Raw genomic sequence first — 22723 nt, 5'->3', positions numbered from 1 at the left:
TTGATAAGCTTATTTCGAAACTTTTATAACTATGAACTATTTTTCTCTATTGTGCATAAAAAAATAAAAAATAATATGATCTTGTATTAATTAAATTAAAATTAAGTAAAATTAGTGTTCATATTATTTGATAAAATATGTTAAAATCATATTTTTCATTGTTTTATTGCTAAGTTTGCTTGCTATGGAGTAAAAGGTGAAAAAATGAAAATTCTGGTTTGCGGAAAAGGAGGAAGCGGCAAGAGCACGGTTACGGCTCTGCTTGCAAAGTCGATGGCTGATAAAGGCTACAATGTCCTTGTGGTGGACAGTGACGAGTCGAATTTCGGGCTTCACAGGCAGCTTGGGCTTGAACTTCCGGAGGATTTCATGAACTTTCTGGGAGGCAAGAAAAACCTTATCGAGAAGATGATGGGTGCGATGAAAAAAGGTGAGAAACCCGAATTGTTTGAAGAAAACTGGAATATCGCCGACATTCCCGGGCTTTACGTGGCTACTAACGGGAACATAAGAATGGTTTCGGTGGGCAAGATCCACGATTTCGGGGAGGGTTGTGCCTGTCCCATGGGTGCGCTTGCAAAACACTTCCTGAAAAATATCTCTACAGGAAGCCGGGACTTCGTGCTTGTGGACACGGAAGCCGGGGTCGAACATTTCGGAAGGGGGGTTGAGGAAGGATGTGACCTCATTTTAATGGTACTGGACCCCTCCTACGAATCCATCAGGCTTTCGGAAAAGGTCGCTGAGTTATGTGACAAAGCCGGCAAAAAATTGCATTTTATCTTTAACAAAGTTGACGGAAACGGCAGGACTGCAATGCTGGGGGCTGTGGGAGAGGAACGTGTGTTGAGCATTATTCCTCCGAGTGATGAGCTTTTCCAGGCAGGGCTTGCAGGCAGGGAGTTCGATGTCTTCCTCCCTGAAATTGAATTCATTGTCGGGTCCCTTATTTCCGGAGAGTCAAGCTGAAGTGGGTGTCCATCACTGTTCAAGTTAGTATCCGTTGCAATACAGGGTGTCATTTTCAATCCGTTTAATGAGGCAAAATGTTGACGAGGGTGCATATGATAGGAAAAGAAAAAATAAGAGCAGGAGTTTCGCTGTCTCTCCTGCTGCTTCTGGCCGTTTTCTTTCTACTGCCTGCAGGGGCAAGCGCTGCCAGTTTTGAGGAGGTAAAATCCGTTACCAGGGTAGCTCCCGTATCTTTCGGAGCTGATGAGGAAGTTGAAATCGTATTGAATATTGGGGGAGAAGCTCCTCTCGCGGTTGGAATTGTTGAAACGATTCCTGAGGGCTTTCGTTTTCCTGAAAAGGATTCAGACGTTTCGGATGCAGCCCATTTCGAAGTGGACCGGGAAGCCGGGATGATCGCTTTTTCCGTACTTGATGAAACGGAAATAAGGTACAGGGTAATAGCCTCACCTGCCGGGGGCAAGGACAGTTTTACAGGAGAATGGGTTGACCTGCTCGTGCAGACCCCTGAACTGAACGAGGGGAAGGAAAGATGGGAAAGCGTAAGCGACCCTAATTCTATCCTGCCTGCCAGCGGAAGCAAAAGCCAGACAGGGTCTTCAACAGCCTCCGATTCAAGTAAAGCCGGTTCCGAGGAATCTGGCAGTTCCACTCCCGGGTTCGGAATCGGGATTACTTCCCTTGGCCTGCTTATCTGTGCTTCTCTGTTTAAAATGAAAATAAGCGGAGGAAGAGAGATAGGTGGAGGGAGAAAGACAACAGGAGGGAGAAAGTGATGAAGTTGCCATCCGCGATGAAATTGCCATCGGTGCTTAAACCATCGTCAAGTTTGCTGGCCGGACTTTTGCTTTTCATATGTCTAGGGCTGCTTTTCGTGAATCCCGCGGCTGCCTCTGCTTCCGAACTTCCCTGCGGGGGAGGGGACGGGGAGATTTCCGGAGAAGAACTGGCAGACGTGGTCTGCGCCTACATGCTCGGGGAAGAGGGCTATTCCCTTGACGATGTAGGAGACGCAGCTTTCATCTATACCTTCTGGGACGGAAAAGCAAAAACGATCACAGACATGCACGACCGCCAGGTAACGTTTTACAGGCCCGTGGAAAGGATCATAACCACAAACCCGGACAATTCCAGGATTATCATAGCTTTCGGCGACCTGGACAAAATGGTTGCAACGGATGAGTGCACCAGGAGCGGCTGCGTACTTCCCAGGGACGTTAACAACAACAAAATTGCCCTGGGTGCCTGGAAAGGCCTTCAGGTTTACGAAGGAGGACAGCTCGATGAGCTTCCCGAGACCAATACGCGCAAGGAAATTGATTATGAAGCTATGGCCCTTCTGAAACCTGATGTGGTCTTCGATGCTCCCTGGTACAGCCGTGGAGACCTGGTCGAAGAAAAGGTCGGCTGTCCCTGTGTGGATGCGGGTACCGGTTTTACCTTTGAGGAAAATTATGGCCACATGCGGCTGTTAGGGGATGTCCTTGATAGGGAAGAGGAAGCCGAAGACCTTGAAAACTTTGTCCGGTCAAAGGTCAACATGGTAAAATCAGTAACTGACCAGCTTGACGAAAGTGAAATCCCGACCGTTTACTTTGCTCCGAGGGGGGCAAAGAAAGGCTTTTACGATTCCGTGGAAGGCCGGGACTTTACCCGGACCGAGGCAGTATACGAGCCTCTCATCATTGCAGGCGGGGACAACCTTGCAAAGGACTGTACCGGGGAAAATATCAACGTTGCTCCCGAGCAGGTCGTTGCCTGGGCTCCGGACTATATTTTCGTTGCCTGGAGCACCTGGGACGGCCAGACCGGCAGAGACTTCGTAATGGAAACTCCGGAACTGTCAGAAATCCCTGCAGTGAAAAACGGGCATGTCTACGACTGCTTCTACCCGTACTGCAGGGGCAGGCCGATTGACCGCAGCCTCCTGAACATGATGTATATGGCAAAATGCCTCCACCCCGAGGAATTCCAGCACCTCGACCTGGAAAAGGAAGGCAACGAGATCTACAGGAGATTGCTCGGAGTAGACGGGGTTTATACAGCTATTGCCGAATACCAGCAGTTCGCCGAAGAGGTGTCCTGAAGTCCGAACTTGCTGAGGTCTGCATTTGCTGAGGTCTGCACTTTTAGAATTCGTGAAGAAAATGCCAGGAACTTATACTCGGAACCCCGGAAATAAGACCCGGAACCCAGGAAATTTTGGACTTCGTAGAGAAATGCCCGGAAACACAGAAATATCGAGATGGTAAAGCATGGCAGGAATACTTGAAAACCCCGTCAAGGGTGCACTGAAATCCCGAACCGGAAATAATGCCGTTCGGGCAGCATACCACAGGTATAAGTGGAGAAAGCTCTGTTTCATGGTTTTTCTCCTGCTGATGGTTGCATTCCTTGCAGGGTACATAATAACGATCGGACCGCTTGATATTACCGTGCTTGATGTTTACCGTATTTTGCTCGACAGGTTTTTCCCGGGCCGGTTCGGGACTTTTGAGCTTCCCTCCCAGGTTGTGTGGAACATCCGCTTTCCCAGGATTGTGGGCGGCATCCTTGCAGGTTTCGGCCTTGGAATTTGTGGCTGCGTAATGCAGGCAGTGCTTAAGAATCCCCTTGCAAGCCCTTTTACCCTCGGGATCTCGGCAGGAGCTCATTTCGGGGTTGCGGTTGCGGCGGTCATGGGGATTGGAATCATAAGTGGTCCCTATCTGCTTGTAGGGAACGCTTTTTTGTTTGCAATGCTCTGCTCCTTTTTCATTATCGCGCTTGCAAGCCTTAAAGGGGCAACTTCCGAAACCCTGATCCTTGCAGGCATAGCCGTAAACTACCTTTTCAATGCCCTTAGCAGCCTTTTCCAGTATTTTGCAACGGATGAGCAGCTCAGGGTTATGGTAAGCTGGGGTATGGGAGACCTTTCAGCCTTTTCCTGGAAGAATTTCCCCCTGCTCCTGGGACTTTTTGCCCTCTGCACGCCCCTGCTCTACCTGAAGGCTAACGACCTTAACCTCATGGCAGTGGGGGATGAAAACGCGAAAAGCCTGGGGATCGACGCAAATAAAGTCCGGATGTTCAGCATGGTGCTAGCAAGCCTCCTTGTTGCGACAATCGTGTGCTTTACGGGTACCATCGCCTTTATCGGGCTCGTTGCTCCCCACATGGCCAGGATGGTCATAGGTTCCGACCACAAATACCTGCTCCCTTCTTCCGGGATCCTGGGCGCTTTGATCCTCATATCGGCAGATGCCATCGGTATGAACATCGTAAGGCCGACAATTATCCCCACAGGAATCACAAGTTCACTGCTTGGGGTTCCGTTTTTCATGTACCTGATACTGAAGAGGAAAAGGAAGGAGTTCTGGTAATGACGACGTTCTGGCAAGGACTGAGTTTGGTAAAGGCTGAGTTTGGTAAAGGCTGAGTTTGGTAAAGGCTGAGTTTGGTAAAGGCTGAGTTTGGTAAAGGCTGAGTTTGGTAAGGACTGAGTTTGGTAAGGACTGAGTTTGGTAAGGACTGAGTTTGGTAAGGACTGAGTTTGGTAAGGACTGAGTTTGGTAAGGACTGAGTTTGGTAAGGAAGGAGTTCTGGTAAGTAAAGTAAAATGAGGGGAGTAGCACTGAAGCAAATGGTGGACCACTAGTGGGAAATGAATTCCGGTCTGAAAAGGAGTTCTGATAGGATGGTAAAAATACAGGTAAAGGATATGGCGTTTGGGTATTCAAATGTGAATATTTTTGAAAATGTCTCATTTGACATTCGGGCTTCAAGCCTGGTAAGCATTGTGGGGCCTAACGGGGCGGGTAAGTCCACACTTTTAAAGTGTATTGACAGGATCCTTTCTCCAAGGGAGGGAAATATCACCGTTGAAGGAAAAGATCTCAGGCAAATGAAAAGACTTGAGGTGGCAAGGACCCTCTCCTATGTCCCCCAGAGTTCCAACAGGGTTTTTCCGAACACCGTTTTCGAAACCGTGCTCATGGGGAGACGTCCGCACCTGGGCTGGTTCAGCGGTGAAAAGGACGAGGAAAGAGTCTGGGAAGCACTCGAAAGGCTTGGAATCGAAGACCTTGCCCTCTGCATTTTCAATGAGCTTAGCGGGGGGCAGCAACAAAAAGTCCTGATCGCAAGAGCCCTCGTGCAGGATACCGGGGTTATGCTTCTTGACGAACCTACAAGCAACCTGGACATCTGGCACCAGCTCGATGTCATGGAACTGGTAAGAGGGCTTGTAAAAGAAAAGAAGGTCGCTGCTCTCATGGCTGTCCATGACCTGAACCTTGCTGCCAAATATTCGGACGGCATGATCATGATGAAACAGGGAAAAATAGTTGCAATGGGGGACCCTTTTTCAGTCCTGACTCCCGAAAATATCGCTTATGTTTACGGGGTCGAAGCCAGCGTAAGTACCCATGCCGAAGTCCCCTACGTACTGCCTTTGAAGCAGCTTGAAGTAGCCTGAGATTAATCGACTCTGGATTTGGATTAGTTTGAAAGATGGTCCTGGATTCGGGTGATTCTGGATTCGGGTGATTCTGGATTCGGGTGATTCTGGATTATGATGATTCTGGATTATGATTAACCTGAGACTTCAGGTTATTATCTGAAGTTTTTATGGCCTGAAGCTTTCCCGATAGGGATATTTTGTTTTTTAATTTTTTTTCCGTTTATTTTTTAAAATTTCCTGAAAGTTGCTTACTACTTTTTGTTAACGGTGTTTACCGTTGTTCATATAAGAAAACTCTTTTATCATATTGAGTATTACAATATTTTAACAAATTAACATTTATAGTTATTAAAAACTCACCATAAAATGTATTGAATAATGTTTGAGCAAACATCTTGACGAATGATACTTCCTGAGGGCTGAGGGGCTATTTTGATTCTTGAGCTCCTCGTGAGATCTCAGATTCCGGTTCAGGTTACGGTTTTCTTTCGCTATCCCCCGTTTGAAGGCTGGCTGAACAAGAATTTTCGGAATTACTCGTTCCCGAAATGCCTGTAGAAAAGAGGGTCCATATGAATCAAAAATTCAAGTTCATTACAATCACTTTAATACTTCTGGCCGTAATCTGTGCCAGTGCATGCATAGGCGGGGAAGAGGACGGAACCGCTAAAGGCGCGGGTTCCGAAGTCTCTTCCCAGGAACTGACCGTGGGAATCAGTACGGATGTCAACAACTGGTGCCTGGACAAATTTCCGGACGGAGACGGACGTTTTGTCTGGTCCCAGATCTATGAGACACTTGTCAGGCTTGACCCTGACCTGAGCATCGTCCCCGGCCTTGCCGAGTCCTGGGAAACACCGGATGACGGCAAGACCTGGGTCTTCCACCTCAGGGAAGGGGTAAGCTTCCATGACGGGACACCTTTCGAAGCTGATGCGGTTGTCTTTTCCTACTCCAAACAGTCATATGTCGCCCAGGCTGTGCTCAGGCCAATCGAAAGTGTGGAAGCCCTTGACGCCCACACCGTGAAGTTTGTGCTGGCAAAACCCATGCCTCTGCCCTTTTACCTGACCCATGTGGCCTGGCCGGTAATGAGCCCGAGTTCTGTTGATGCCGAAGGAAACTTCGTAGGCCCTATCGGGACCGGTCCTTTCAAGTTTGAAACTCATGCTAAAGACCAGGAAATCGTACTTTCGCGAAACGAAGTGTACTGGGGCGAAAATCCCGAACTCGAAAAGGTAACTTTCAAGATTATTCCTGAGGCTTCCACCAGGGTTATGGCGCTCGAGACCGGGGAAGTGGACATGATTATCAAGGTCCCTGAATATGATGTTTCGAGGCTCGAAAACGAAGAGGGAATCGAAGTACACAGGAAACTTACCACCTTCACCGACTTCCTGCAGTTTAACTGTGAAAAAGCTCCTTTCAGTGATAAGGCGGTCAGGCAAAGCGTTGCCTATGCTGTAGATACGGAAATGATTACCAGCGAGGTGCTTGAAGGGGTCGGGAAAGCCGCAAATGGTAGGGCCTACTCTCCGGTCATGATGTACTCCAACCCTGACCTTGAGACTTATTCCCGGGACCCTGAGAGGGCAAGATCCCTTCTTTCGGAAGCCGGATGGGAAGATTCTAACGGGGACGGTATAGTGGAAAAGGGTGGAAACCCCCTATGTGTGACCCTCCTGGTCAGCAAGGGGGTCTGGGCATCAAGGCACAACCCCATGGCCCAGGCAATCCAGGGTGAACTTGCGGAAGTGGGAATTGATGTGGAAATTAAGCTCCTGGAAGGAGGGGCTATTACCCAGCTCGAAAATTCCGGGGACTTTGACATAATCCTCCGCAGCGGCTACTTCGTCTGGGGCCCCTATCCGAAGCATTTCTTCGTGCACCATTCCATGGCTCCGTATTCCCACTACCGGAACGCAAGCTACGATGAGCTTGTAAACGCAGCTGACATGACTGCGGATGAGGAAAAGCAGAAGGAACTTTACTATTCCCTGCAGGACTTCGTGATCGAAGAAGTCCCTGCCTTCTACCTGGTCCACGAAGAAAAAATCGTAGCTGTCAACTCCTATGTAAAGGGGTACACAATTACCTCCGAGGACCCCTGGCTGAACCTTGAGGGAGTGTATCTGGAAAATGAATAATTTCGAAAAATGAATAATTCGGAAGGATTTGTTTCGGAAAAATGAATAATTCATAAAAAACGAATCGCTGTGGAAAGGAGTGAAAATCCCGCACCTTTTCCACTTTCGTTTTTATTTTGGGCTTCTTCGCTTCTTATTCGTATCTGAGGAAAAACCGGACCGAGAAAAATGTGGAACTACATAGCAAAACGCCTGCTCCTGATTTCGGTAGTGATCTTCGGGGTTACGCTTGTTACCTTCTCTGCAATGTACCTTGCTCCCGGGGATCCTGCCGAGGTCATTGCTCTTGCCAGGTATGGGCAGGACCTGAGCACCGAACAGATCGAAGCCGTCAGGGAAGCGGAAGGGCTTGACGCCCCGGCCTATATCCAGTACCTTAACTGGCTTGAGCATGTGCTGCAGCTGGACTTCGGGAAGTCCGTTATCAGTTCTGACGATATCCTTGAAGAGATCCTGCTGCGCCTGCCCGCGACTGCCGAACTGGCCCTGGCAAGCCTGTTTCTCTCCCTGATGATTGCCATTCCCGCGGGGGTCCTGAGCTCCCTCAAGCAAAATACCCTGCTTGACAATGCCTGCGTTTTCACGTCCCTGCTTGGGGTTTCCATTCCCAATTTCTGGCTTGGGCTTCTTTTGATCTGGCTTTTTGCCCTGACCTTTCGCATGCTCCCGAGTTTCGGTTACGGGAGCCTGGAACACCTTGTCCTGCCCGCCCTAACCCTTGGCACTTCCATGGCTGCGGTAACGACCAGGCTTACCCGCTCCAGCATGCTGGAAGTGCTGAAACAGGAATATATCGTGGCAGCCAGGGCAAAAGGGCTTGATGAGCGGACGATCCTCCTAAGGCACGCCCTCAAAAATGCACTCCTTCCGGTCCTCACCTTTGCCGGGATGCAACTTGGCTATCTTCTGGGCGGAACCGTTATCGTGGAGACCATATTTTCCTGGCCCGGGCTTGGAAAACTGCTCGTGGATTCCATCTTTGCCCGGGACTTTGCCCTGGTCCAGGGCTGTGTGCTTTTTATTGCCATTTTGTTTTCGCTTTCCAACCTGGCAGTGGATATCCTCTATGCGGTGCTCGACCCGCGGATAAGGTATGACAAACATGACTAAAACAGGCAGAATGATTGAAGTGGGAGGAGGTGCATAAATATGATAGGAAAAAGACTCAATACCCGGGAATTCCGAAAAAATAGGCTTGCAGTGCTTGGAGTCCTGCTCATCATTCTCCTCTCTTTCCTTGCGCTCTTTGCCCCCTTTATCTCCCCCCATGACCCTCTCAAGCAAAAGCTTGATCGGGGGCTCGAGGGGCCCTCTTTCGAATATCCTTTCGGGACGGATGACCTGGGGCGCTGTATCTATTCAAGGGTAGTCTACGGTACACGTTTTTCCCTCGGGATCGGGGTTCTCGTAGTTACTGCTACCTCAATTGCAGGTACGCTGCTCGGGGTGCTTTCCGGGTACAGGGGAGGCCTGTTTGACGAAATCGTAATGCGGGGCGTGGACATAGTTCTTGCGTTTCCCAACATAATTCTTGCCCTTGTTATTGCAGGGCTGCTTGGTTCCGGTTTTACTAATGTCGTACTTGCCCTTTCCCTTACCCAGTGGCCTGTCTACACAAGGCTTGTCAGGGGGCAGGTCCTGTCCCTGAAAAAAAGGGCTTTCGTGGAAGCTGCAAAGGCGCTTCGGGCTTCAAACTTCTATATCATGCGCAGGCATATCCTGCCAAACTGCCTGGAAAGTGTGGTCGTGCTCGGGACGCTGGAGATAGCCCATGTGATCATATTTGCGGCAGCCCTGAGTTTCCTCGGACTCGGGATCCAGCTCCCTGACCCCGAATGGGGCGCGATGCTCAAAGCCGGGATCCCGTACCTCCGTAGTGCTCCCCACCTGACCTTTTTCCCGGGTTTGATGATCATGCTCACGGTCATGGCCTTCAATTTCGCCGGCGACGGGCTCCGGGACTGCCTTGATACGGAGACGGACCGGGAGGTGATGGCTGGATGAGCCTGCTTTCGGTAGAGGACCTTAACGTCTCTTTCAATACAACCAGGGGCCCCGTGAAAGCCAATGAGGGCATTTTCCTGGAGGTTAAAGAGGGAGAAATCCTTGCTCTCATCGGGGAAACCGGGTGCGGAAAAACTACTTTTGGAAAAGCTCTTCTGAGGCTGCTTTCGAGGAATGTGAAGCTCGAAGGCAAAATCCTTTTCAAGGGGCGGAATTTGCTGACCCTTTCCGAAAAGGAAATGAGGCATCTGCGGGGCAAAGAAATCGGGATCATGCTCCAGAACCCTTCCCTTTCCCTGAACCCCGTGCTTTCCATAGGTGACCAGATTGCAGAAATCTACCGCTGCCATGAAAATTGTGGAAAAAAGAAAGCCGGAAAGAAAGCCGGGGAGATGCTCGAACTCGTGGGAATTGACCCTTCGAAAAAATCCGAATACCCGCACCAGTTCAGCGGGGGGATGCTCCAGAGGGTTATGGTTGCCATGGGGCTTGCCCTGCACCCCGGACTCCTTATTGCCGATGAGCCCACCAAAGGGCTTGACCCGCAGACAAAGCAGCAGATTGCAGACCTGATTTCCGGGCTTGTCCGGCAGGAAGGCTCTTCTCTGCTCCTGATCACCCATGACCTGGAAGTTGCAGGCAGGATTGCGGACAGGGCTGCAGTCATGTATGCAGGGGAAATCGTGGAAACCGGAGCAGCAGGGGAAATCTTTTCCAGCCCGAAACACCCCTACACTCGAGCCCTCCTGGAATCCCTGCCCGGAAAGGGGCTTCGTGCCGTCCCCGGGCAGAGCCCGAGTTTTGTTTCTCCTCCTCCCGGCTGCAGGTACCACCCCCGCTGCGAGTTCCGGATAGAAGCCTGCCCGAAAACCCGGCCCGAGCTCCTGGAATTTGAGGGGGGAAGGCAGGTAAGATGCCTGCTCTATGAAAAAGATGCAGGACGAGAGATGGGACAAGAGACAGGGCAAGATGCATGGCAGGAGGCAGGGCAAGATACGGGAGGGGATACACAATGACGCTCTTAAAAGTCGAGAACCTGAAAAAGTATTACAATTCCGGGCTCTTTCGCAGGCAGGTGAACCGGGCTGTTGATGATGTAAGTTTTGAGCTTGAAAGAGGCAAAACCCTGGGGCTTGTCGGGAAAAGCGGCTGCGGCAAATCAACCCTCGGCCGGACAGTCCTGAGGTTGATGGAGCCCACGGGGGGAAAGGTCTTTTTCGAGGGCAGGGACATTTCCAGGCTGAGGGGCAGGGAACTTAAAAAGCTCGGGACCGAAATGCAGATTATTTTCCAGCACCCTGAATCTTCCCTGAACCCGAAGATGAAGATTTACGACTGCATTGCCGAGCCTTTAAGGATTCACGGGCTCTGCGGAAAAGAAGCTGAAGAAAACAGGATTCTGGAACTGATTGATGCCGTTTCCCTGAATGAGGAACTGCTTTTTCGTTACCCTGGGGAACTCAGCGGAGGACAGCTGCAGAGGGTGGTAATTGCCCGGATCCTGGGGCTGAGGCCCAAGTTCATTGTGGCGGATGAGCCCACTTCCATGCTTGACCCCCTTGTCCAGGCCCAGATCCTCTCTCTGCTAAAAAGCCTTCAGGAAGACTACGGGATCAGTTTCCTGTTTATCTCGCATGACATGGAAGTTGTTGAATGGATGAGCGATGAGATCGCGGTTATGGAGGGAGGAAAAATAGTTGATTTCATGTGATTTCCAATATGCTTCTAATATGTTTCTAATAAGTTTTCAATAATTTTCCAATAATTTTCCAATAATTTTCCAATAATTTTCCAATAAATTCAGGTCAAGGACAAAAAGAAAGCGCTAAAAGGAGATTGAACTTGAAAGTGAATGATGATATTATGGATACCCCGGCTCCGGGTGCAGACCGTTTCTTCAAGCTCATGGACGACTCGATTAGGGGACTTAAAGAGTACAGGCTAATCGAAACGGCTCTTGAACTTGAGGTTTTTGAGGCTCTAAGAACCCCTCTTCAGGCAGGGGACATTGCCGAAAAACTGAGTTGCGACCCCGTGTTAGTTCCCCATTTTTGCGAAGCTCTCGTAAGGCTTGGGCTTCTGGACAGTTTCGAGGAGATAGCTGGGGATGAGGCTGAAACTGAAGCTGAAGAAGGGTTTCGGGAAAAAGAGAACGACGAAAGAGCCGAAAAAAGCCCGGCTTTCCCCTGGTATGTGAATTCGGAACTTAGCGCTGCATATCTCCTTAAAGATAGTCCGTTTTCCCAGCAGCATTACCTTTCCGAAAAGTTCAGGAACGTTGCGCTCTGGGCTCGTTTGCCCGAGCTTATGAGGAAGGGGCCGGAACTTGTTGAAAAAGGTCCGTTTTTCGGGGAGGTTATTAGCTGCATGGCTGAAAATGCGCGCTGCGGGCTGCTCCAGGAAACCGTCAGGACGGTCATGGAAAATGTTGATTTCGGAAATGTTCGGAAACTTCTGGACCTGGGAGGAGGGCACGGGCTCTATGCCATTGCTTTTGCAAAAATTAACGAGCAACTTGAAGCTTTCGTATTCGACCTTCCCCCGGTAACCGTAAAGACGAAGCAGTACATTGAAAAATACAGGGCTTCCAACGTGGACGTAATTCCAGGGGACTTTTTCAAGGACGAACTCGGGACAGGGTACGACCTGGTCTTCTCATCCTTTAACCCCGGTGGCAAGGTCCCGGAACTTATTCCAAAAATCGCTTCAGCCCTGAATGAAGGAGGAGTTTTCGTAACCCGACAGGTCCCGGAAGAAAATACGGAATCAAATCCCCTCTTCAACCTGGACTGGAATCTCTGGACCTTTGAAGACACGAAGAAAGGAGGGACAGGATACTGCTTTGAAAACAGCGTACCTTTCAATGAATATGTCGGGATGCTGGGTGATTACGGGCTTGAAGTCTTCAGGACCCTGGATATGAAAGAAGGGTCAAGGATGGTGTTTGCCAGGAAAGTCGGATAAATACGACTAAAAATTCAATTAATATATTCAATTAATATATTCACTTTTAAATTTTCTTCAAAGTTTTTTCAATCTATTTTTTTTGGGTATAGCTCTAAATTCATCTTAAAAACATGTTGTAGGGAGCTTAAAAACTTTCATTTTTTTCAAAATAATTGGTGTAGTTTCCCCTATAAATGGAGCATAACTGCTTTAAAATAGTATTACTATTATGCTACTTTATTAAGTTTAAATATATTATTTATAAGGATCTTCTCAAAATATTATTATGTTTACGGCAGTCGGGTGCTCCATTTGGCCAGGATAAATTATCTAAAGCTTTTTAATATGAAATCAAGGTCTGCTGGTCCTGCATTCGGTTTCCTGCAAAAGAAAATGGGGAACTTTGCTCCGCTTCTGATTGATTTTCTTTTTTTTCTCGGGCCTTCGATGATTCTGGCTGTTCATATGAGTGTTGACAGTTATCCTGATCTGCTCAGTTCAGGAGCAGCATCAAGGTACAGGATGCTCTGGGTTATTGCTGTGGCTCTGGTCTACAAATACTGCCTTACGGAAGGCCTTTCCCGGTACACCATTGCCCGGGGGGAAGATATCTTCAGGGGATTTCGGAATGTGCCTGGTCCGCGAAACTGGGAAGTAATTTTCATCATGTCAATCTATACACTTGAACTGCTGGGTTTCGGGGGGATAGCCTTCTTTGCGGGGACTTCCTTTGTTCAGTTCTTCCAGGGTCCTTTTTCAAGTGAAATGGTCTCCATCGGAACAATTCTCCTGTCAGTCCTCTTCCTCTACAAAAGTTCCTATTCCCTCTTTGAAAAAATTGTTTCCCTATGTGCGGTGCTGATTATCCTGGGGACTCTCTACACCCTGTTCGGGACCGGAGTCCCAATGGGCTACGTATCCGAAGGTTTTGTTCCTGCCCTAAAAAAGGAGGATTTGGTAACGGTTATGGGGCTTTTGGGAGCTGCGGGTTCGAGCCTTTCACTTTTACTCTACTCCTCATGGCTTAAAGAAAAAATCGGAGACCAGCACGGGGAGGAATATTTTTCCCGGCATTTCCGCTATGTCCAGCTCAGCCAGGGCCTGGCCTTCGGGATTACTGGATTATTTTCTTTTGCCTTCATGACAATTGGGCTTTTTTCGGGTTCGGACATTGATTATTTTACAGGAATCAGCCTTGCACTGGCCAGAGTGCCGCACGGTGTACAGGTGTTCTTTTTTACCTCCTACACGGTTTTTGTCGCTCTCATTCTTACCGGGGTGGACGGGAGAATCCGGGCAATTGCTTCGATCCTTAGTTCAACGGGGCTTAGCTCCAGAGACGAAATGGCGCTGTACAGGAGGATTATCACCTTTTTTGTAGCTGTCATCTTTCTTATTCTCAATTTCGGAAACCCGGTAGGTATCCTGACCTGGGCTTCAGCTCTTGCTTCCATTATGTTCGCGTTCATCGGTTTCATGGTTGTCTATCTTGATTTCAAGCTCCCTCAATATGCCCGGGGCTCGGGCCTCTGGCGGCTCCTAATGGTTGCTGGCAGTTTCTTGTTTCTTTTTGTCGCCCTCCTCAAAGAAGAGAAATTCCTGCTCTTCGGGGTCCCGCTGATGGAAAGGGTAACCGTGGTCGCATTTGTCATATATCTTTTCAGTAACTCAAAAAGCATGAGAAAGGCCCTTGTAAATGGTTTTTCAATTGGGGACAAAGCACTGGTCGTAATGGTTTTTGGGACCCTTTCAATCTACGGGACAGTCCAGTCCGTCCTTTTTGACGGGGCCATTATCAATTTCCGGGACCTTGGACCGATGATTGCAGGGCTAATGGGCGGCCCCCTTATCGGAGGTTTTACAGGCCTTATCGGGGGGCTCTACCGCTATTCTCAGGGAGGCTGGACGGCTCTTCCCTGTGCAGTTGCAACCGTCCTTGCGGGAGCCCTTTCAGGTTACGTCTCACTTTGCTGGAAAGGCAGGCTCGATTATTTCAGGCTCATCCTGCTCGGAGCGTTTGTGGAAGCTGTCCATCTCCTTGTGCTTTTTCCGCTTCTGGTTTATCCTGCGCCTTTTGAGGATATACTTGCCGTTATCCGAAGTTTCCTGCTTCCCATGATCCTGACAACCGCTTTCGGGCTGAGCCTCTTTCTGTATATTATGAATGAACAGGGTTTTTCCCTGGAAAGCCACTTCTCTTCCGACGGGCTGGAATGCGGGGGCTTCAAGTCTTCAGTAAAAGCCCTGCTCATTCCTTTTTCTGTGTTTGCTTTTCTTATTTTTGAGCAAAGTTTTCTGGAAATCGGAATTCAGTTGATTGAACGCTTCGTCGTCGTGGCTTTTTTCCTCTATTTCCTCTCCGTCACGGGGCTGACAAAAAAAGCCCTGAAAGGCAGCCTTTCCCTCCGGGAATGGGGTGGGCTGGTCCTGAGTTTCGGCCTCCTTTCCATCTACGGGACGCTGCAGGCGGTCAGGGTGGACGAGCTCCTGGTCAATTTTAGGGACCTCGGCCCTATGCTCGCAGGCCTGACCTGCGGGCCTTTTGCAGGAGCAATCGCGGGCTTTATGGGTGGTTTTTTCCGCTATTCCCAGGGGGGTTGGACAGCTCTTCCCTGTGCCGTGGCCAGTATTGCTGCGGGCCTGATTGGCGGGTACTCCTCCAGGTTGTGGGGAGGAAAACTGAGTTATTCCAGGCTTATTTCCCTGGGCTCCTCTGTGGAAGCCCTGCACATTTTTGTGCTGATTCCACTGCTCCTCTACCCTCTACCCCTCGAAAAGCTACTGGAAGTGGCCCGCAGTTCCTTCCTGCCCATGGTCATTACTAACGTAATGGGGCTTATGCTCTTCCTTTACGTTAACCGGGGGCAAAATGCTCCGGAAGATGAGGTTGACTTTGCCCCGGATTCGGATCCGGATTCTTATGCAACCCTTCAGGGTTCTGATGCAGCTCATTGGATTTCGGATTCATCTCATCGGATTTTGGATTCAGCTCGCCGGGATCTTTGTACAGCTCTTCCGAATTCGGATACAGAGAATTTGATAAAGCCTCTTGGAGCCTCAGTGCTTATTTTCCTTGCAGTAACGAACGACGCCTCCCTGCTCAATATCGTTATCCCTCTCCTTGAAAGGGTGCTTGTCTTTGCCTTTTCCCTCTACCTCTTCAGCAGGACGGAAAGCTTCAGGGCAGCTGTGGAAGGTAATTTATCAGCCAGCAGCAGGATCTGGCTCGTCATGGGCTTTGGCCTGCTCTCCATCTACGGGACAATGCGTGCCATACCAGTTGATGATATCTTTATCAATTTCCGGGACCTTGGGCCGATGATTGCAGGTCTCCTGGGGGGTCCGGTACTGGGAGGGCTTGTAGGAACGTTTGGAGGAATGTACCGCTATTCCCAGGGGGGCTGGACAGCTGTCCCCTGCGTTTTTGCTACCGTAGCTGCCGGGCTTATTTCAGGAGGATTTTCAATCTACTGGAGACAAAAGTTTAGCTATTCAAAACTCCTCTTCCTGGGAACCCTGGTAGAATGCCTCCACATCCTCATTATTTTTCCCTTGCTGGTCTACCCCGCACCTTTAGATGATATCCTCGGAGTTGTCAGAATCAGCCTTCTTCCTATGATCATAGTTAATGTGCTGGGCCTGCTTCTCTTTTTGTATATTATGAAGCAAAGGGGTTTTGCTTTTGAAAAGCCGGAGTAATAAATTTCTGTAGATTTTAATTTTGTTTTCAGCTCCAATTAATTTCTTTTTCCAGGGCTTAACTATAATTATGGAAAAAACAATCTCTAACCGGGGATTGCTGTGATTCGTGAAGCCATGTTCTATGAGAAACTCGATGCTGATAAGGTCCAGTGCAAACTCTGCGCCCACAGGTGCAAAATAGCGCCCGGAAAAAGGGGCTTTTGCAGGGTAAGGGAAAACCGGGGCGGAGACCTGTATACCCTGATCTATGGCTCCGTATCCAGCGAAGCCGTGGACCCGATTGAAAAAAAGCCGCTCTACCATTTTTACCCCGGTTCCTTTGCGTATTCCGTGGGGACCGTCGGGTGCAACTTCCGCTGCAAGCACTGCCAGAACTGGACGATTTCCCAGACCTGTGTGGAAGATTCCTATACAAAGGACATCCTTCCCGAAGACCTGGTGGAAAGGGCGCTTATGTCTGGGTCGAAGTCAATCGCCTGGACCTATAACGAGCCCACTATCTGGCACGAGTATAGCTATGAAGGCGCGAAACTTGCAAAGGAAGCGGGTCTGGGAACGGTGTACGTGACAAACGGGTACATGACCCCCGAAGCCCTTGAAAATATTGCTCCTTATCTTGATGCCGCAAACATTGACATCAAAGCGTTTACCGAAGAATTCTACCACGATGTCGTGAGCGCTAAACTGGCTCCCGTGCTCGAGTCCTCAGTCCTTGCAAAGAAGCTGGGGCTCCATGTGGAAATCACGAACCTGGTCATCCCCACCCGCAACGATTCCCCTGACGAGCTTCGGGAACTCTCCCGCTGGGTCTACAAAAACCTTGGCCCGGACACCCCTCTCCATTTCACCCGCTTCCATCCCCAGTACCAGATGAAGGACCTCTCCCCGACCCCCGTAGAAACCCTTGAGCTGGCTTACAAAATAGCAAGCGAAGAGGGGATGAATTACGTCTATGTTGGAAACGTTTTCGGGCACAAGTACGATAACACCTACTGTCCGAACTGCGGAAAAATGCTTATTCAGCGCGGGCTCTTCGAAATCGAGAAATACGAGATCACCCCTGAAAAGACCTGTCCGCAGTGTGGGGAAAAAATCCCTATTACGGGAGAATACGCGGGTTCGAGATACGAACTCTGAAGGTGCTGGGAAAAGATCCCGATTGTCTGTGAGTATGCGGGTTCGAGGCACGAACTCTGAAAATGTTGGATTTGAAAGCCTTTACCCCGTGTTCTTGCGTATTCCGGGCTGTGCGTAAAAGAGATAAAAAACTCCGGGATTTCAAAAAGAAATCCGGCTTTTTTTACTTGCAGTTTTCAGTTTAACGTTTTCAGTTTAAAGTTTAAAGTTTCTTTATTCAGGGCTCTGCGACCTCTTTGGGCTTTTCGGCGGCTTTCTGTATCTCTTCGAGAAGTTCATCGTCGGTCTTGCCCTTGATGTCGATGCCCAGCTTTTCGGCAGTTTCCTGGACTTTGGTCTTTGCAGCCGGGGTCTCAGCAGTAGGCTCCTTTATGGATTTTTCAAATTCCTTAAAGGACTGTTCGGATTCTTTCTGGGCTTTCTTGAATTCTCCCACCGAACCTCCCATGGACCTGGCAAGTTCCGGTAGTTTGCTTGCCCCGAAAAGGAGCATAACCACTGCAAATATCAGTATCAGTTCACTTGTGCCTATTGGTAGCATGGCTTTTAGACCTCAAGTTTTTCGTTTTCTTAAAGAGTACTGGGGTTCTGGCAGCTTAAAAATGATCTTAAAAAATTATTCTGATCTTAAAAGTTACTCTGACCTTTATGTAGGGAAAGGATTTTTTTATAATATATAAAGTTTCTATTTTTAATTTATTATTTGACGGTTTTATATTATTATGTTTAGATAATACTCCCTTCCCGGAAGATTATCTGATTTCAATAAACGATTATCTGATAGCCATAATAGTATCTGGCTTAATCATATTTAGTATTCTGTCTGATTGCTGGCTTGGCTGTTGGATTTATCTTTGAACAGCATTTGCTTCGAAAATCCGTATTGTTTTCGGCGGAAATTCAGTTCTCCCCTTTTCCTTCCTTTTCCGGGAGGGAAGATTTTGCTTCCAGCACGCTTCCGAGGTCGGAATTGGTCTCTTTCTTGTTTTCTTCCTCTACCTCTTCCTTTTCCTCTTCCTCTTTATCCTTATTTTCCCCGTTTTCACCGGGGCTGCCCTCCTGCCTGACTTTCCGTGTGTAGGGATCAAAGTCGGTAAGCCCGAGTTCTGCCGCACGCTGGGCTTTTTTAAATTCCCCTACGGCACTCCCGAGAGACCTTGCAAGCTCGGGGAGTTTCCGGGGTCCGAAGAGGAAGAGGACAGCGATGAGAATTGCGATCAGTTCAGTGGACCCTATCATTATCGGTCATTATTACCCATCAAATATAAAAATTCTTGCAAAAGGAACGAATTTCGGCTTTTTGAGCTGGACCTGCATTTTTTAACCTGGATTTGCTGACGTTCAAAAGAAAATAACGATTTTTCCGGCTTTCAAAAGAGCCGGACCAGAAGCAGGCTGAATTCGAAGAGGATTACCAGCAGCAAGGCGACCAGGAACTGTGCAATGAAGGTCGGGTCCGGGGAGAGAAAGAGGGAAAGGGCAAGGATCGCACTGTAGACCAGAAGCCTCTGTTTTTTAAGGGTTTCGTACTTTACAAGCCCCATTTTCACGGCAAAGATAACCAGCAGGGGTGCCTGGAAAACAATTCCGAAACCCGCAAGGATGGTGGTCACTGCCGAAAGGGTGTTGTGGACCGAAAGCTGGGCTGATGCCAGGTCTCCCGAATAAAAGATCACATATTTGAACATCACCGGCAGGACCAGGAAGTAGCCCACGGCTGTCCCCAGTATAAAGAGCAGGAAGGAAGCGGGCACTACTTTGAGGAAGAAGCGCTTTTCATGGGGATAGAGCCCTTTGCCTGCGAACCTGTAGAGCTGGTAGAAAATCTGAGGAATGGAAACGGCAAGGGCAAAGACCAGGCAGAGCCTGAGCCTGGCAAAGACCCATTCCAGGGGGGAGTACACTGCCATGTCCAGTTCGGGGCTTATGAATTCACTCCAGATGAGCAGCATTCCCTTCTCCGAAAACGGGTACGCAAGCATCATTGCCAGGAAAAGCCAGATAAGGACGATCCCCAGCCGGTTCCTGAGCTCATGCAGGTGGGCCATGACGGGTTCTTCTATGTCCCCTAGAACCCCTGAAGCGGTTGTGGTTGGTGACCTCTTTGCGTATGCCGGGGCCTTTGCGTTTGCGGAATCGTATTCGAATCCGCGGCTTTCTCCGGGGCCGGTGGCTTCTCCGGCAGGGGTCTGGTTTCCGGGGTTATGAGAATTCATGATAACTGTCTTTACACTGCACTTAAATAAATATATTAATATCGGAACAGAATATTACATTTACTCCTGAAACCAACCAGTGAATATTCTTGATGTCCCCTTCATGGATAATTACAGAGCTATGGTGTAGAACAAAAGAAAGTGGAAAAAAAGAAGGTGACGAAAGGAACGGGACGAAAAAGTGGGTAAATATCTATAAAAGGGGTATGGGCAAAAAACAATTAGGAAGAAAGTGGGTAAAAAACGATAAAATCGCGTTTGCGTTGAAAAAAAGGTACTCCATATGTCTGAAGCTATTGAAAGTTTAAGCGTAATTCTGCTGACCCTGCGAAAAAAACTGGTATTAATCGCGGCAGTCCTGTTTTCGGGCGTTGCGCTGTCTTTCCAGTTTACGGGACCCCTGATTGAAAGGATGAAAGAAGACCTCCTCCCGGAAGGTGCAAAAATTGTCTATGTCACTCCTCTGGAAGTGATGATGCTCAAACTAAAGCTCTCTTTAATTATCGGGCTTCTGGTAGCTCTGCCTTTTATCGCCTTTTACATATACAGGGGTATTTCACAGCGTTTTTCTTTCAGGAATCCGGTCGTTGTCAGGCGGAGCCAGTTTATCTTCTTAAGTGTTGCTGCTCTTGTAATGTTCGTCCTTGGGGCTTCCTACGCTTATTTTATAATGCTGCCCCTTTTCCTTAAATACCTCTACCTGAACGCAGCAGGATCAGGGATTTCAGCGACCTATTCGGTCTTCAAGTTCATCTCCTTTGCAGCAGCCGGAACGGCCCTTTTCGGGCTGATCTTCGAGCTTCCCATCGTGCTCACCTTCCTTACCCGGAACGGTTTCGTGAAGTATGAAACTCTCGTAACCTACCGAAAGCACATCTATATCATCTTCCTGTTTTCAGGGGCTGCGATAACGCCCCCGGACGTTATCAGCCAGGTCATGGTGGCTATTCCTATGGTTATCTTTTTCGAGATCAGCATGGTGGTCGTAAGGGTGCTGGGAGTGAAGAAGAGAAACAGAACCGCTGAAACTTGAAGCCCTGGTTAATGTTACACGCCGATCTGGAAATTGAATATTTCAAAGAGCCGGATCAAAGTATTTAGCTAATGGGATAAATCACATCAAAGTATTTAGCAAATCGGATAAATCACGTCACTGAGTGCCAATCGTATAAAGTACTTCAAAAAAGCATTTCAAAGAAGGGGCATTGATGAAAGGCAACCTGGAAGCCCTGCCGGGAAGGAAGGATCTTTTAGATGGCTTCTTATTTGGCAGACAGAACAACTAAGGCAGACAGAAAAGTTGACAGCAAATTCCGTCAGGGCTTCTATTTTTTGTCTCTCTTTAATCAAGGTTGAAAAAGCTGTGTGGATTGAAGGTCATGGGCGTGTTTGGGGGTGATGTGATGATAGTCGTTAAAGGACCCAAACACGCCCCTAGTTCTCCGTTTCCGCACTTGCCTATTCATATAAATAATTGTTTTGACAGTATTTAATGTTATCGAAACAATTTTATAAAATTGTTTTTATACACATATTTGCGGGGATTCTTGCTAAATTTAAAGGTGTATTTTGTTTAAATATGGGGTTCATGGTACGTTTTTTCACATTCCCTCTTTTCCTTTTCCAATATTTCCTCCCGGAGTATTCCGGAAACCGCGGAGAACAGGAAGCTCAGGATGATACTTTCAGCACGCTCAGGAAAGTATTATTTAATTAAACCCCGTATTGAGCAGGTCATGGAATCCCGGCAAGTAAAGGCCAGCGCCCAGGTAATTGCGGCATCCGTCATCTATGGGTTTGCAGGCATCTTTTTCGTTTACGTCAGGAACATGGCTGAAGGGCCGGTGGTGTTTTACCAGCTTCTTTTTGGTTTGAGACTTTTTATTTCAGCTGAACGTCACGTAGATTGCTGCGGGGTGCGCTCTGCACCTTTGATTTTATAATTATTCATCTGCCTAGATCAACTTTCACAAAATGAGTTGATTGATTTACTAGGTTAGGATGAAATTTTATGGCTTATTTTAAGTAGAGAAAGATCAGAAAAAGTTTAAAAACTACTATTTAGTTTTTTTTACTTGTAACACAAAAGAAAGTTCTTAATAAATTAGTTGAATTACTGATATATCAATCATAAAGTAAGAATAAAGATGGAATGTAATTTATGAAATTTGTTGGGATATGTGGAAGTCCGCGAAATGGGAATAGTTCGTGGTTATTAGAGAAGATTTCAAATTTAATCAAACAAGATGGTAATGAGGTCATTCTCTATGGGCTAAGAAATATGAACATAAAATACTGCGATGGATGCTTATTGTGTGAACAGGAGGAAGGTTTTTGTCACCTTAATGACGATATGAACGAAGTTTATATGAATTTACAAGAATGTGACGGAATAATTATTTCCACGCCTGTTTACTTTGATAACATCCCTGCATTGCTAAAAAATTTCTTGGATCGCCTAAATCCTATATGTGACAACTTGGAAGGAAAAAATGTCAGTCTGATAGTTGTAGGGCAATTGAGCGACGAAGAGGGAGATGCTTCTCGGAGCACTGTTATTGATTACATTAAAAATTTTTCTAACATATTTAATATGAATTTTATCGACTCATTTGAAATTTCCGCGAGGGATGTGGGAGAGGTTGAAAGTAAAAAGTCGATAGAAGAAGAATATATGAAATTCTACCAGTCAATCAAAGGGTTGCAATAAAATAACATACACTTATATTTTACAATTTTAACGGATAATTCCCAAGGTCAATCGAGCCAGTCAAAATATACTGTGAATGAAATGTTGCATAGTTTATTCCGTTGCGGGCTCTAAGGATATTTAACAGCATTCTACTGATAAATACAGCCTTTCCACAAGGCAAGCTAATAATGTAAAAAAATAGTGCTGTCTCCAAATTATAGGATTATATCAATGGCTCCTTGATGGTCCATTTACCCACACCCCAACTTCATTGGTTCAATAGGTGTGGCCACTTAGGGATCTTCAGCAAAATAACCTATACAACTTATTATTAAATTATAACTTCGAGTGGCTACTCTGATCTTGAAAATCAGGATGTCCAAGCGGATATGCAGAGTTTCTTCTGTGACGAGTCCTTATTTATGACTTCTTCATTCAACTCAAAAATTTCTGGAAAATGCAAACT

The 22723-nt window shown here is 47.7% G+C and carries 20 protein-coding genes; 17 read left to right on the top strand and 3 right to left on the bottom strand.

Going from position 1 to position 22723, the window contains the following annotated elements; translation table 11 throughout:
• The first annotated feature begins 204 nt into the window (after positions 1–204).
• The 13 genes from ACSAZK_RS03360 (at position 205) to amrS (ending at position 17349) form a co-directional block, all read left to right on the top strand.
• Positions 205–969 carry a nucleotide-binding protein gene (locus ACSAZK_RS03360; RefSeq protein WP_440956006.1) on the top strand — a complete coding sequence of 255 codons (765 nt, stop codon included), beginning with the start codon at positions 205–207 and terminating at the stop codon, positions 967–969.
• A 95-nt stretch (positions 970–1064) separates the two neighbouring features.
• Entirely contained in the window at positions 1065–1748 is a 684-nt protein-coding gene (locus ACSAZK_RS03355) for a hypothetical protein (protein ID WP_440956005.1), read from the top strand.
• Positions 1748–3058 carry an ABC transporter substrate-binding protein gene (locus tag ACSAZK_RS03350; RefSeq protein ID WP_440956004.1) on the top strand — a complete coding sequence of 437 codons (1311 nt, stop codon included), beginning with the start codon at positions 1748–1750 and terminating at the stop codon, positions 3056–3058. Before ACSAZK_RS03355 ends, ACSAZK_RS03350 begins: the two co-directional genes overlap by 1 nt.
• 169 nt (positions 3059–3227) lie before the next feature.
• Positions 3228–4334 carry a FecCD family ABC transporter permease gene (locus ACSAZK_RS03345; protein ID WP_440956003.1) on the top strand — a complete coding sequence of 369 codons (1107 nt, stop codon included), beginning with the start codon at positions 3228–3230 and terminating at the stop codon, positions 4332–4334.
• 314 nt (positions 4335–4648) lie between these two features.
• Positions 4649–5428, top strand: a complete 780-nt coding sequence (locus ACSAZK_RS03340) for an ABC transporter ATP-binding protein (protein ID WP_440956002.1) — start codon at positions 4649–4651, stop codon at positions 5426–5428.
• Positions 5429–5985: 557 nt separating this feature from the next.
• Complete coding sequence (locus tag ACSAZK_RS03335; RefSeq protein ID WP_440956001.1) at positions 5986–7560, top strand: ABC transporter substrate-binding protein; 1575 nt, start codon at positions 5986–5988, stop codon at positions 7558–7560.
• A 168-nt stretch (positions 7561–7728) separates the two neighbouring features.
• The gene (nikB, locus tag ACSAZK_RS03330; protein WP_440956000.1) at positions 7729–8670 is read left to right on the top strand and encodes a nickel ABC transporter permease; all 942 of its coding nucleotides are present in this window, start codon (positions 7729–7731) and stop codon (positions 8668–8670) included.
• 39 nt (positions 8671–8709) lie between these two features.
• On the top strand, positions 8710–9564 hold the full coding sequence (gene nikC / locus ACSAZK_RS03325; protein WP_440955999.1) for a nickel ABC transporter permease subunit NikC: 855 nt from the start codon (positions 8710–8712) through the stop codon (positions 9562–9564).
• Positions 9561–10580 carry an ABC transporter ATP-binding protein gene (locus tag ACSAZK_RS03320; RefSeq protein ID WP_440955998.1) on the top strand — a complete coding sequence of 340 codons (1020 nt, stop codon included), beginning with the start codon at positions 9561–9563 and terminating at the stop codon, positions 10578–10580. Before nikC ends, ACSAZK_RS03320 begins: the two co-directional genes overlap by 4 nt.
• Positions 10577–11275 carry an ATP-binding cassette domain-containing protein gene (locus ACSAZK_RS03315; protein ID WP_440955997.1) on the top strand — a complete coding sequence of 233 codons (699 nt, stop codon included), beginning with the start codon at positions 10577–10579 and terminating at the stop codon, positions 11273–11275. The genes ACSAZK_RS03320 and ACSAZK_RS03315 overlap by 4 nt, the downstream gene beginning before the upstream one ends.
• Positions 11276–11412: 137 nt before the next feature.
• Entirely contained in the window at positions 11413–12528 is a 1116-nt protein-coding gene (locus tag ACSAZK_RS03310) for a methyltransferase (RefSeq protein WP_440957092.1), read from the top strand.
• Positions 12529–12855: 327 nt separating this feature from the next.
• Positions 12856–16209: an Nramp family divalent metal transporter gene (locus ACSAZK_RS03305; protein WP_440955996.1), complete on the top strand. Its 3354-nt coding sequence runs from the start codon at positions 12856–12858 to the stop codon at positions 16207–16209.
• Between the two features lie 102 nt (positions 16210–16311).
• Complete coding sequence (gene amrS, locus ACSAZK_RS03300) at positions 16312–17349, top strand: AmmeMemoRadiSam system radical SAM enzyme (protein ID WP_440955995.1); 1038 nt, start codon at positions 16312–16314, stop codon at positions 17347–17349.
• A gap of 217 nt (positions 17350–17566) precedes the next feature.
• On the opposite strand, the gene ACSAZK_RS03295 is transcribed toward amrS, so the two are convergent.
• The 3 genes from ACSAZK_RS03295 to tatC (ACSAZK_RS03285) all read right to left on the bottom strand — a co-directional run bounded on the left by ACSAZK_RS03295 (position 17567) and on the right by tatC (ACSAZK_RS03285) (position 19565).
• Positions 17567–17890, bottom strand: a complete 324-nt coding sequence (locus tag ACSAZK_RS03295; RefSeq protein ID WP_048179230.1) for a Sec-independent protein translocase subunit TatA/TatB — start codon at positions 17888–17890, stop codon at positions 17567–17569.
• Between the two features lie 359 nt (positions 17891–18249).
• Positions 18250–18588: a Sec-independent protein translocase subunit TatA/TatB gene (locus tag ACSAZK_RS03290; protein ID WP_440955994.1), complete on the bottom strand. Its 339-nt coding sequence runs from the start codon at positions 18586–18588 to the stop codon at positions 18250–18252.
• A gap of 131 nt (positions 18589–18719) precedes the next feature.
• Positions 18720–19565: a twin-arginine translocase subunit TatC gene (gene tatC, locus ACSAZK_RS03285; protein ID WP_440955993.1), complete on the bottom strand. Its 846-nt coding sequence runs from the start codon at positions 19563–19565 to the stop codon at positions 18720–18722.
• A 92-nt stretch (positions 19566–19657) separates the two neighbouring features.
• Between tatC (ACSAZK_RS03285) and ACSAZK_RS03280 the strand changes: the two genes are divergently transcribed.
• From ACSAZK_RS03280 to ACSAZK_RS03265, 4 genes are all read left to right on the top strand, one after another.
• Complete coding sequence (locus ACSAZK_RS03280; protein WP_440955992.1) at positions 19658–19873, top strand: hypothetical protein; 216 nt, start codon at positions 19658–19660, stop codon at positions 19871–19873.
• On the top strand, positions 19849–20598 hold the full coding sequence (tatC, locus tag ACSAZK_RS03275; RefSeq protein ID WP_440955991.1) for a Sec-independent protein translocase TatC: 750 nt from the start codon (positions 19849–19851) through the stop codon (positions 20596–20598). The genes ACSAZK_RS03280 and tatC (ACSAZK_RS03275) overlap by 25 nt, the downstream gene beginning before the upstream one ends.
• Positions 20599–21301: 703 nt before the next feature.
• Positions 21302–21508, top strand: a complete 207-nt coding sequence (locus tag ACSAZK_RS03270) for a hypothetical protein (RefSeq protein ID WP_440955990.1) — start codon at positions 21302–21304, stop codon at positions 21506–21508.
• A gap of 218 nt (positions 21509–21726) precedes the next feature.
• Positions 21727–22275: a flavodoxin family protein gene (locus tag ACSAZK_RS03265; RefSeq protein ID WP_440955989.1), complete on the top strand. Its 549-nt coding sequence runs from the start codon at positions 21727–21729 to the stop codon at positions 22273–22275.
• The last annotated feature ends 448 nt before the right edge of the window (positions 22276–22723 follow it).

This window comes from Methanosarcina sediminis (genome assembly GCF_052056915.1).
In the GTDB taxonomy this organism is placed as follows: domain Archaea; phylum Halobacteriota; class Methanosarcinia; order Methanosarcinales; family Methanosarcinaceae; genus MTP4.
Note: the sequence above shows the minus strand (reverse complement) of the source record. Positions and strands in the feature narration are given on the sequence as shown.

What these genes read in the sequence shown, in the direction of transcription:
- ACSAZK_RS03270 (WP_440955990.1), top strand. Translation starts at nt 21,302, where the DNA reads ATGGAATCCCGGCAAGTAAAGGCCAGCGCCCAGGTAATTGCGGCATCC.
- nikB (WP_440956000.1), top strand. Translation starts at nt 7,729, where the DNA reads ATGTGGAACTACATAGCAAAACGCCTGCTCCTGATTTCGGTAGTGATC.
- ACSAZK_RS03335 (WP_440956001.1), top strand. Translation starts at nt 5,986, where the DNA reads ATGAATCAAAAATTCAAGTTCATTACAATCACTTTAATACTTCTGGCC.
- nikC (WP_440955999.1), top strand. Translation starts at nt 8,710, where the DNA reads ATGATAGGAAAAAGACTCAATACCCGGGAATTCCGAAAAAATAGGCTT.
- ACSAZK_RS03350 (WP_440956004.1), top strand. Translation starts at nt 1,748, where the DNA reads ATGAAGTTGCCATCCGCGATGAAATTGCCATCGGTGCTTAAACCATCG.
- ACSAZK_RS03320 (WP_440955998.1), top strand. Translation starts at nt 9,561, where the DNA reads ATGAGCCTGCTTTCGGTAGAGGACCTTAACGTCTCTTTCAATACAACC.
- ACSAZK_RS03265 (WP_440955989.1), top strand. Translation starts at nt 21,727, where the DNA reads ATGAAATTTGTTGGGATATGTGGAAGTCCGCGAAATGGGAATAGTTCG.
- ACSAZK_RS03295 (WP_048179230.1), bottom strand. Translation starts at nt 17,890, where the DNA reads ATGCTACCAATAGGCACAAGTGAACTGATACTGATATTTGCAGTGGTT.
- ACSAZK_RS03315 (WP_440955997.1), top strand. Translation starts at nt 10,577, where the DNA reads ATGACGCTCTTAAAAGTCGAGAACCTGAAAAAGTATTACAATTCCGGG.
- ACSAZK_RS03345 (WP_440956003.1), top strand. Translation starts at nt 3,228, where the DNA reads ATGGCAGGAATACTTGAAAACCCCGTCAAGGGTGCACTGAAATCCCGA.
- ACSAZK_RS03355 (WP_440956005.1), top strand. Translation starts at nt 1,065, where the DNA reads ATGATAGGAAAAGAAAAAATAAGAGCAGGAGTTTCGCTGTCTCTCCTG.
- ACSAZK_RS03280 (WP_440955992.1), top strand. Translation starts at nt 19,658, where the DNA reads ATGTCCCCTTCATGGATAATTACAGAGCTATGGTGTAGAACAAAAGAA.
- ACSAZK_RS03360 (WP_440956006.1), top strand. Translation starts at nt 205, where the DNA reads ATGAAAATTCTGGTTTGCGGAAAAGGAGGAAGCGGCAAGAGCACGGTT.
- ACSAZK_RS03290 (WP_440955994.1), bottom strand. Translation starts at nt 18,588, where the DNA reads ATGATAGGGTCCACTGAACTGATCGCAATTCTCATCGCTGTCCTCTTC.
- tatC (WP_440955993.1), bottom strand. Translation starts at nt 19,565, where the DNA reads ATGAATTCTCATAACCCCGGAAACCAGACCCCTGCCGGAGAAGCCACC.
- ACSAZK_RS03340 (WP_440956002.1), top strand. Translation starts at nt 4,649, where the DNA reads ATGGTAAAAATACAGGTAAAGGATATGGCGTTTGGGTATTCAAATGTG.
- ACSAZK_RS03305 (WP_440955996.1), top strand. Translation starts at nt 12,856, where the DNA reads ATGAAATCAAGGTCTGCTGGTCCTGCATTCGGTTTCCTGCAAAAGAAA.
- tatC (WP_440955991.1), top strand. Translation starts at nt 19,849, where the DNA reads ATGTCTGAAGCTATTGAAAGTTTAAGCGTAATTCTGCTGACCCTGCGA.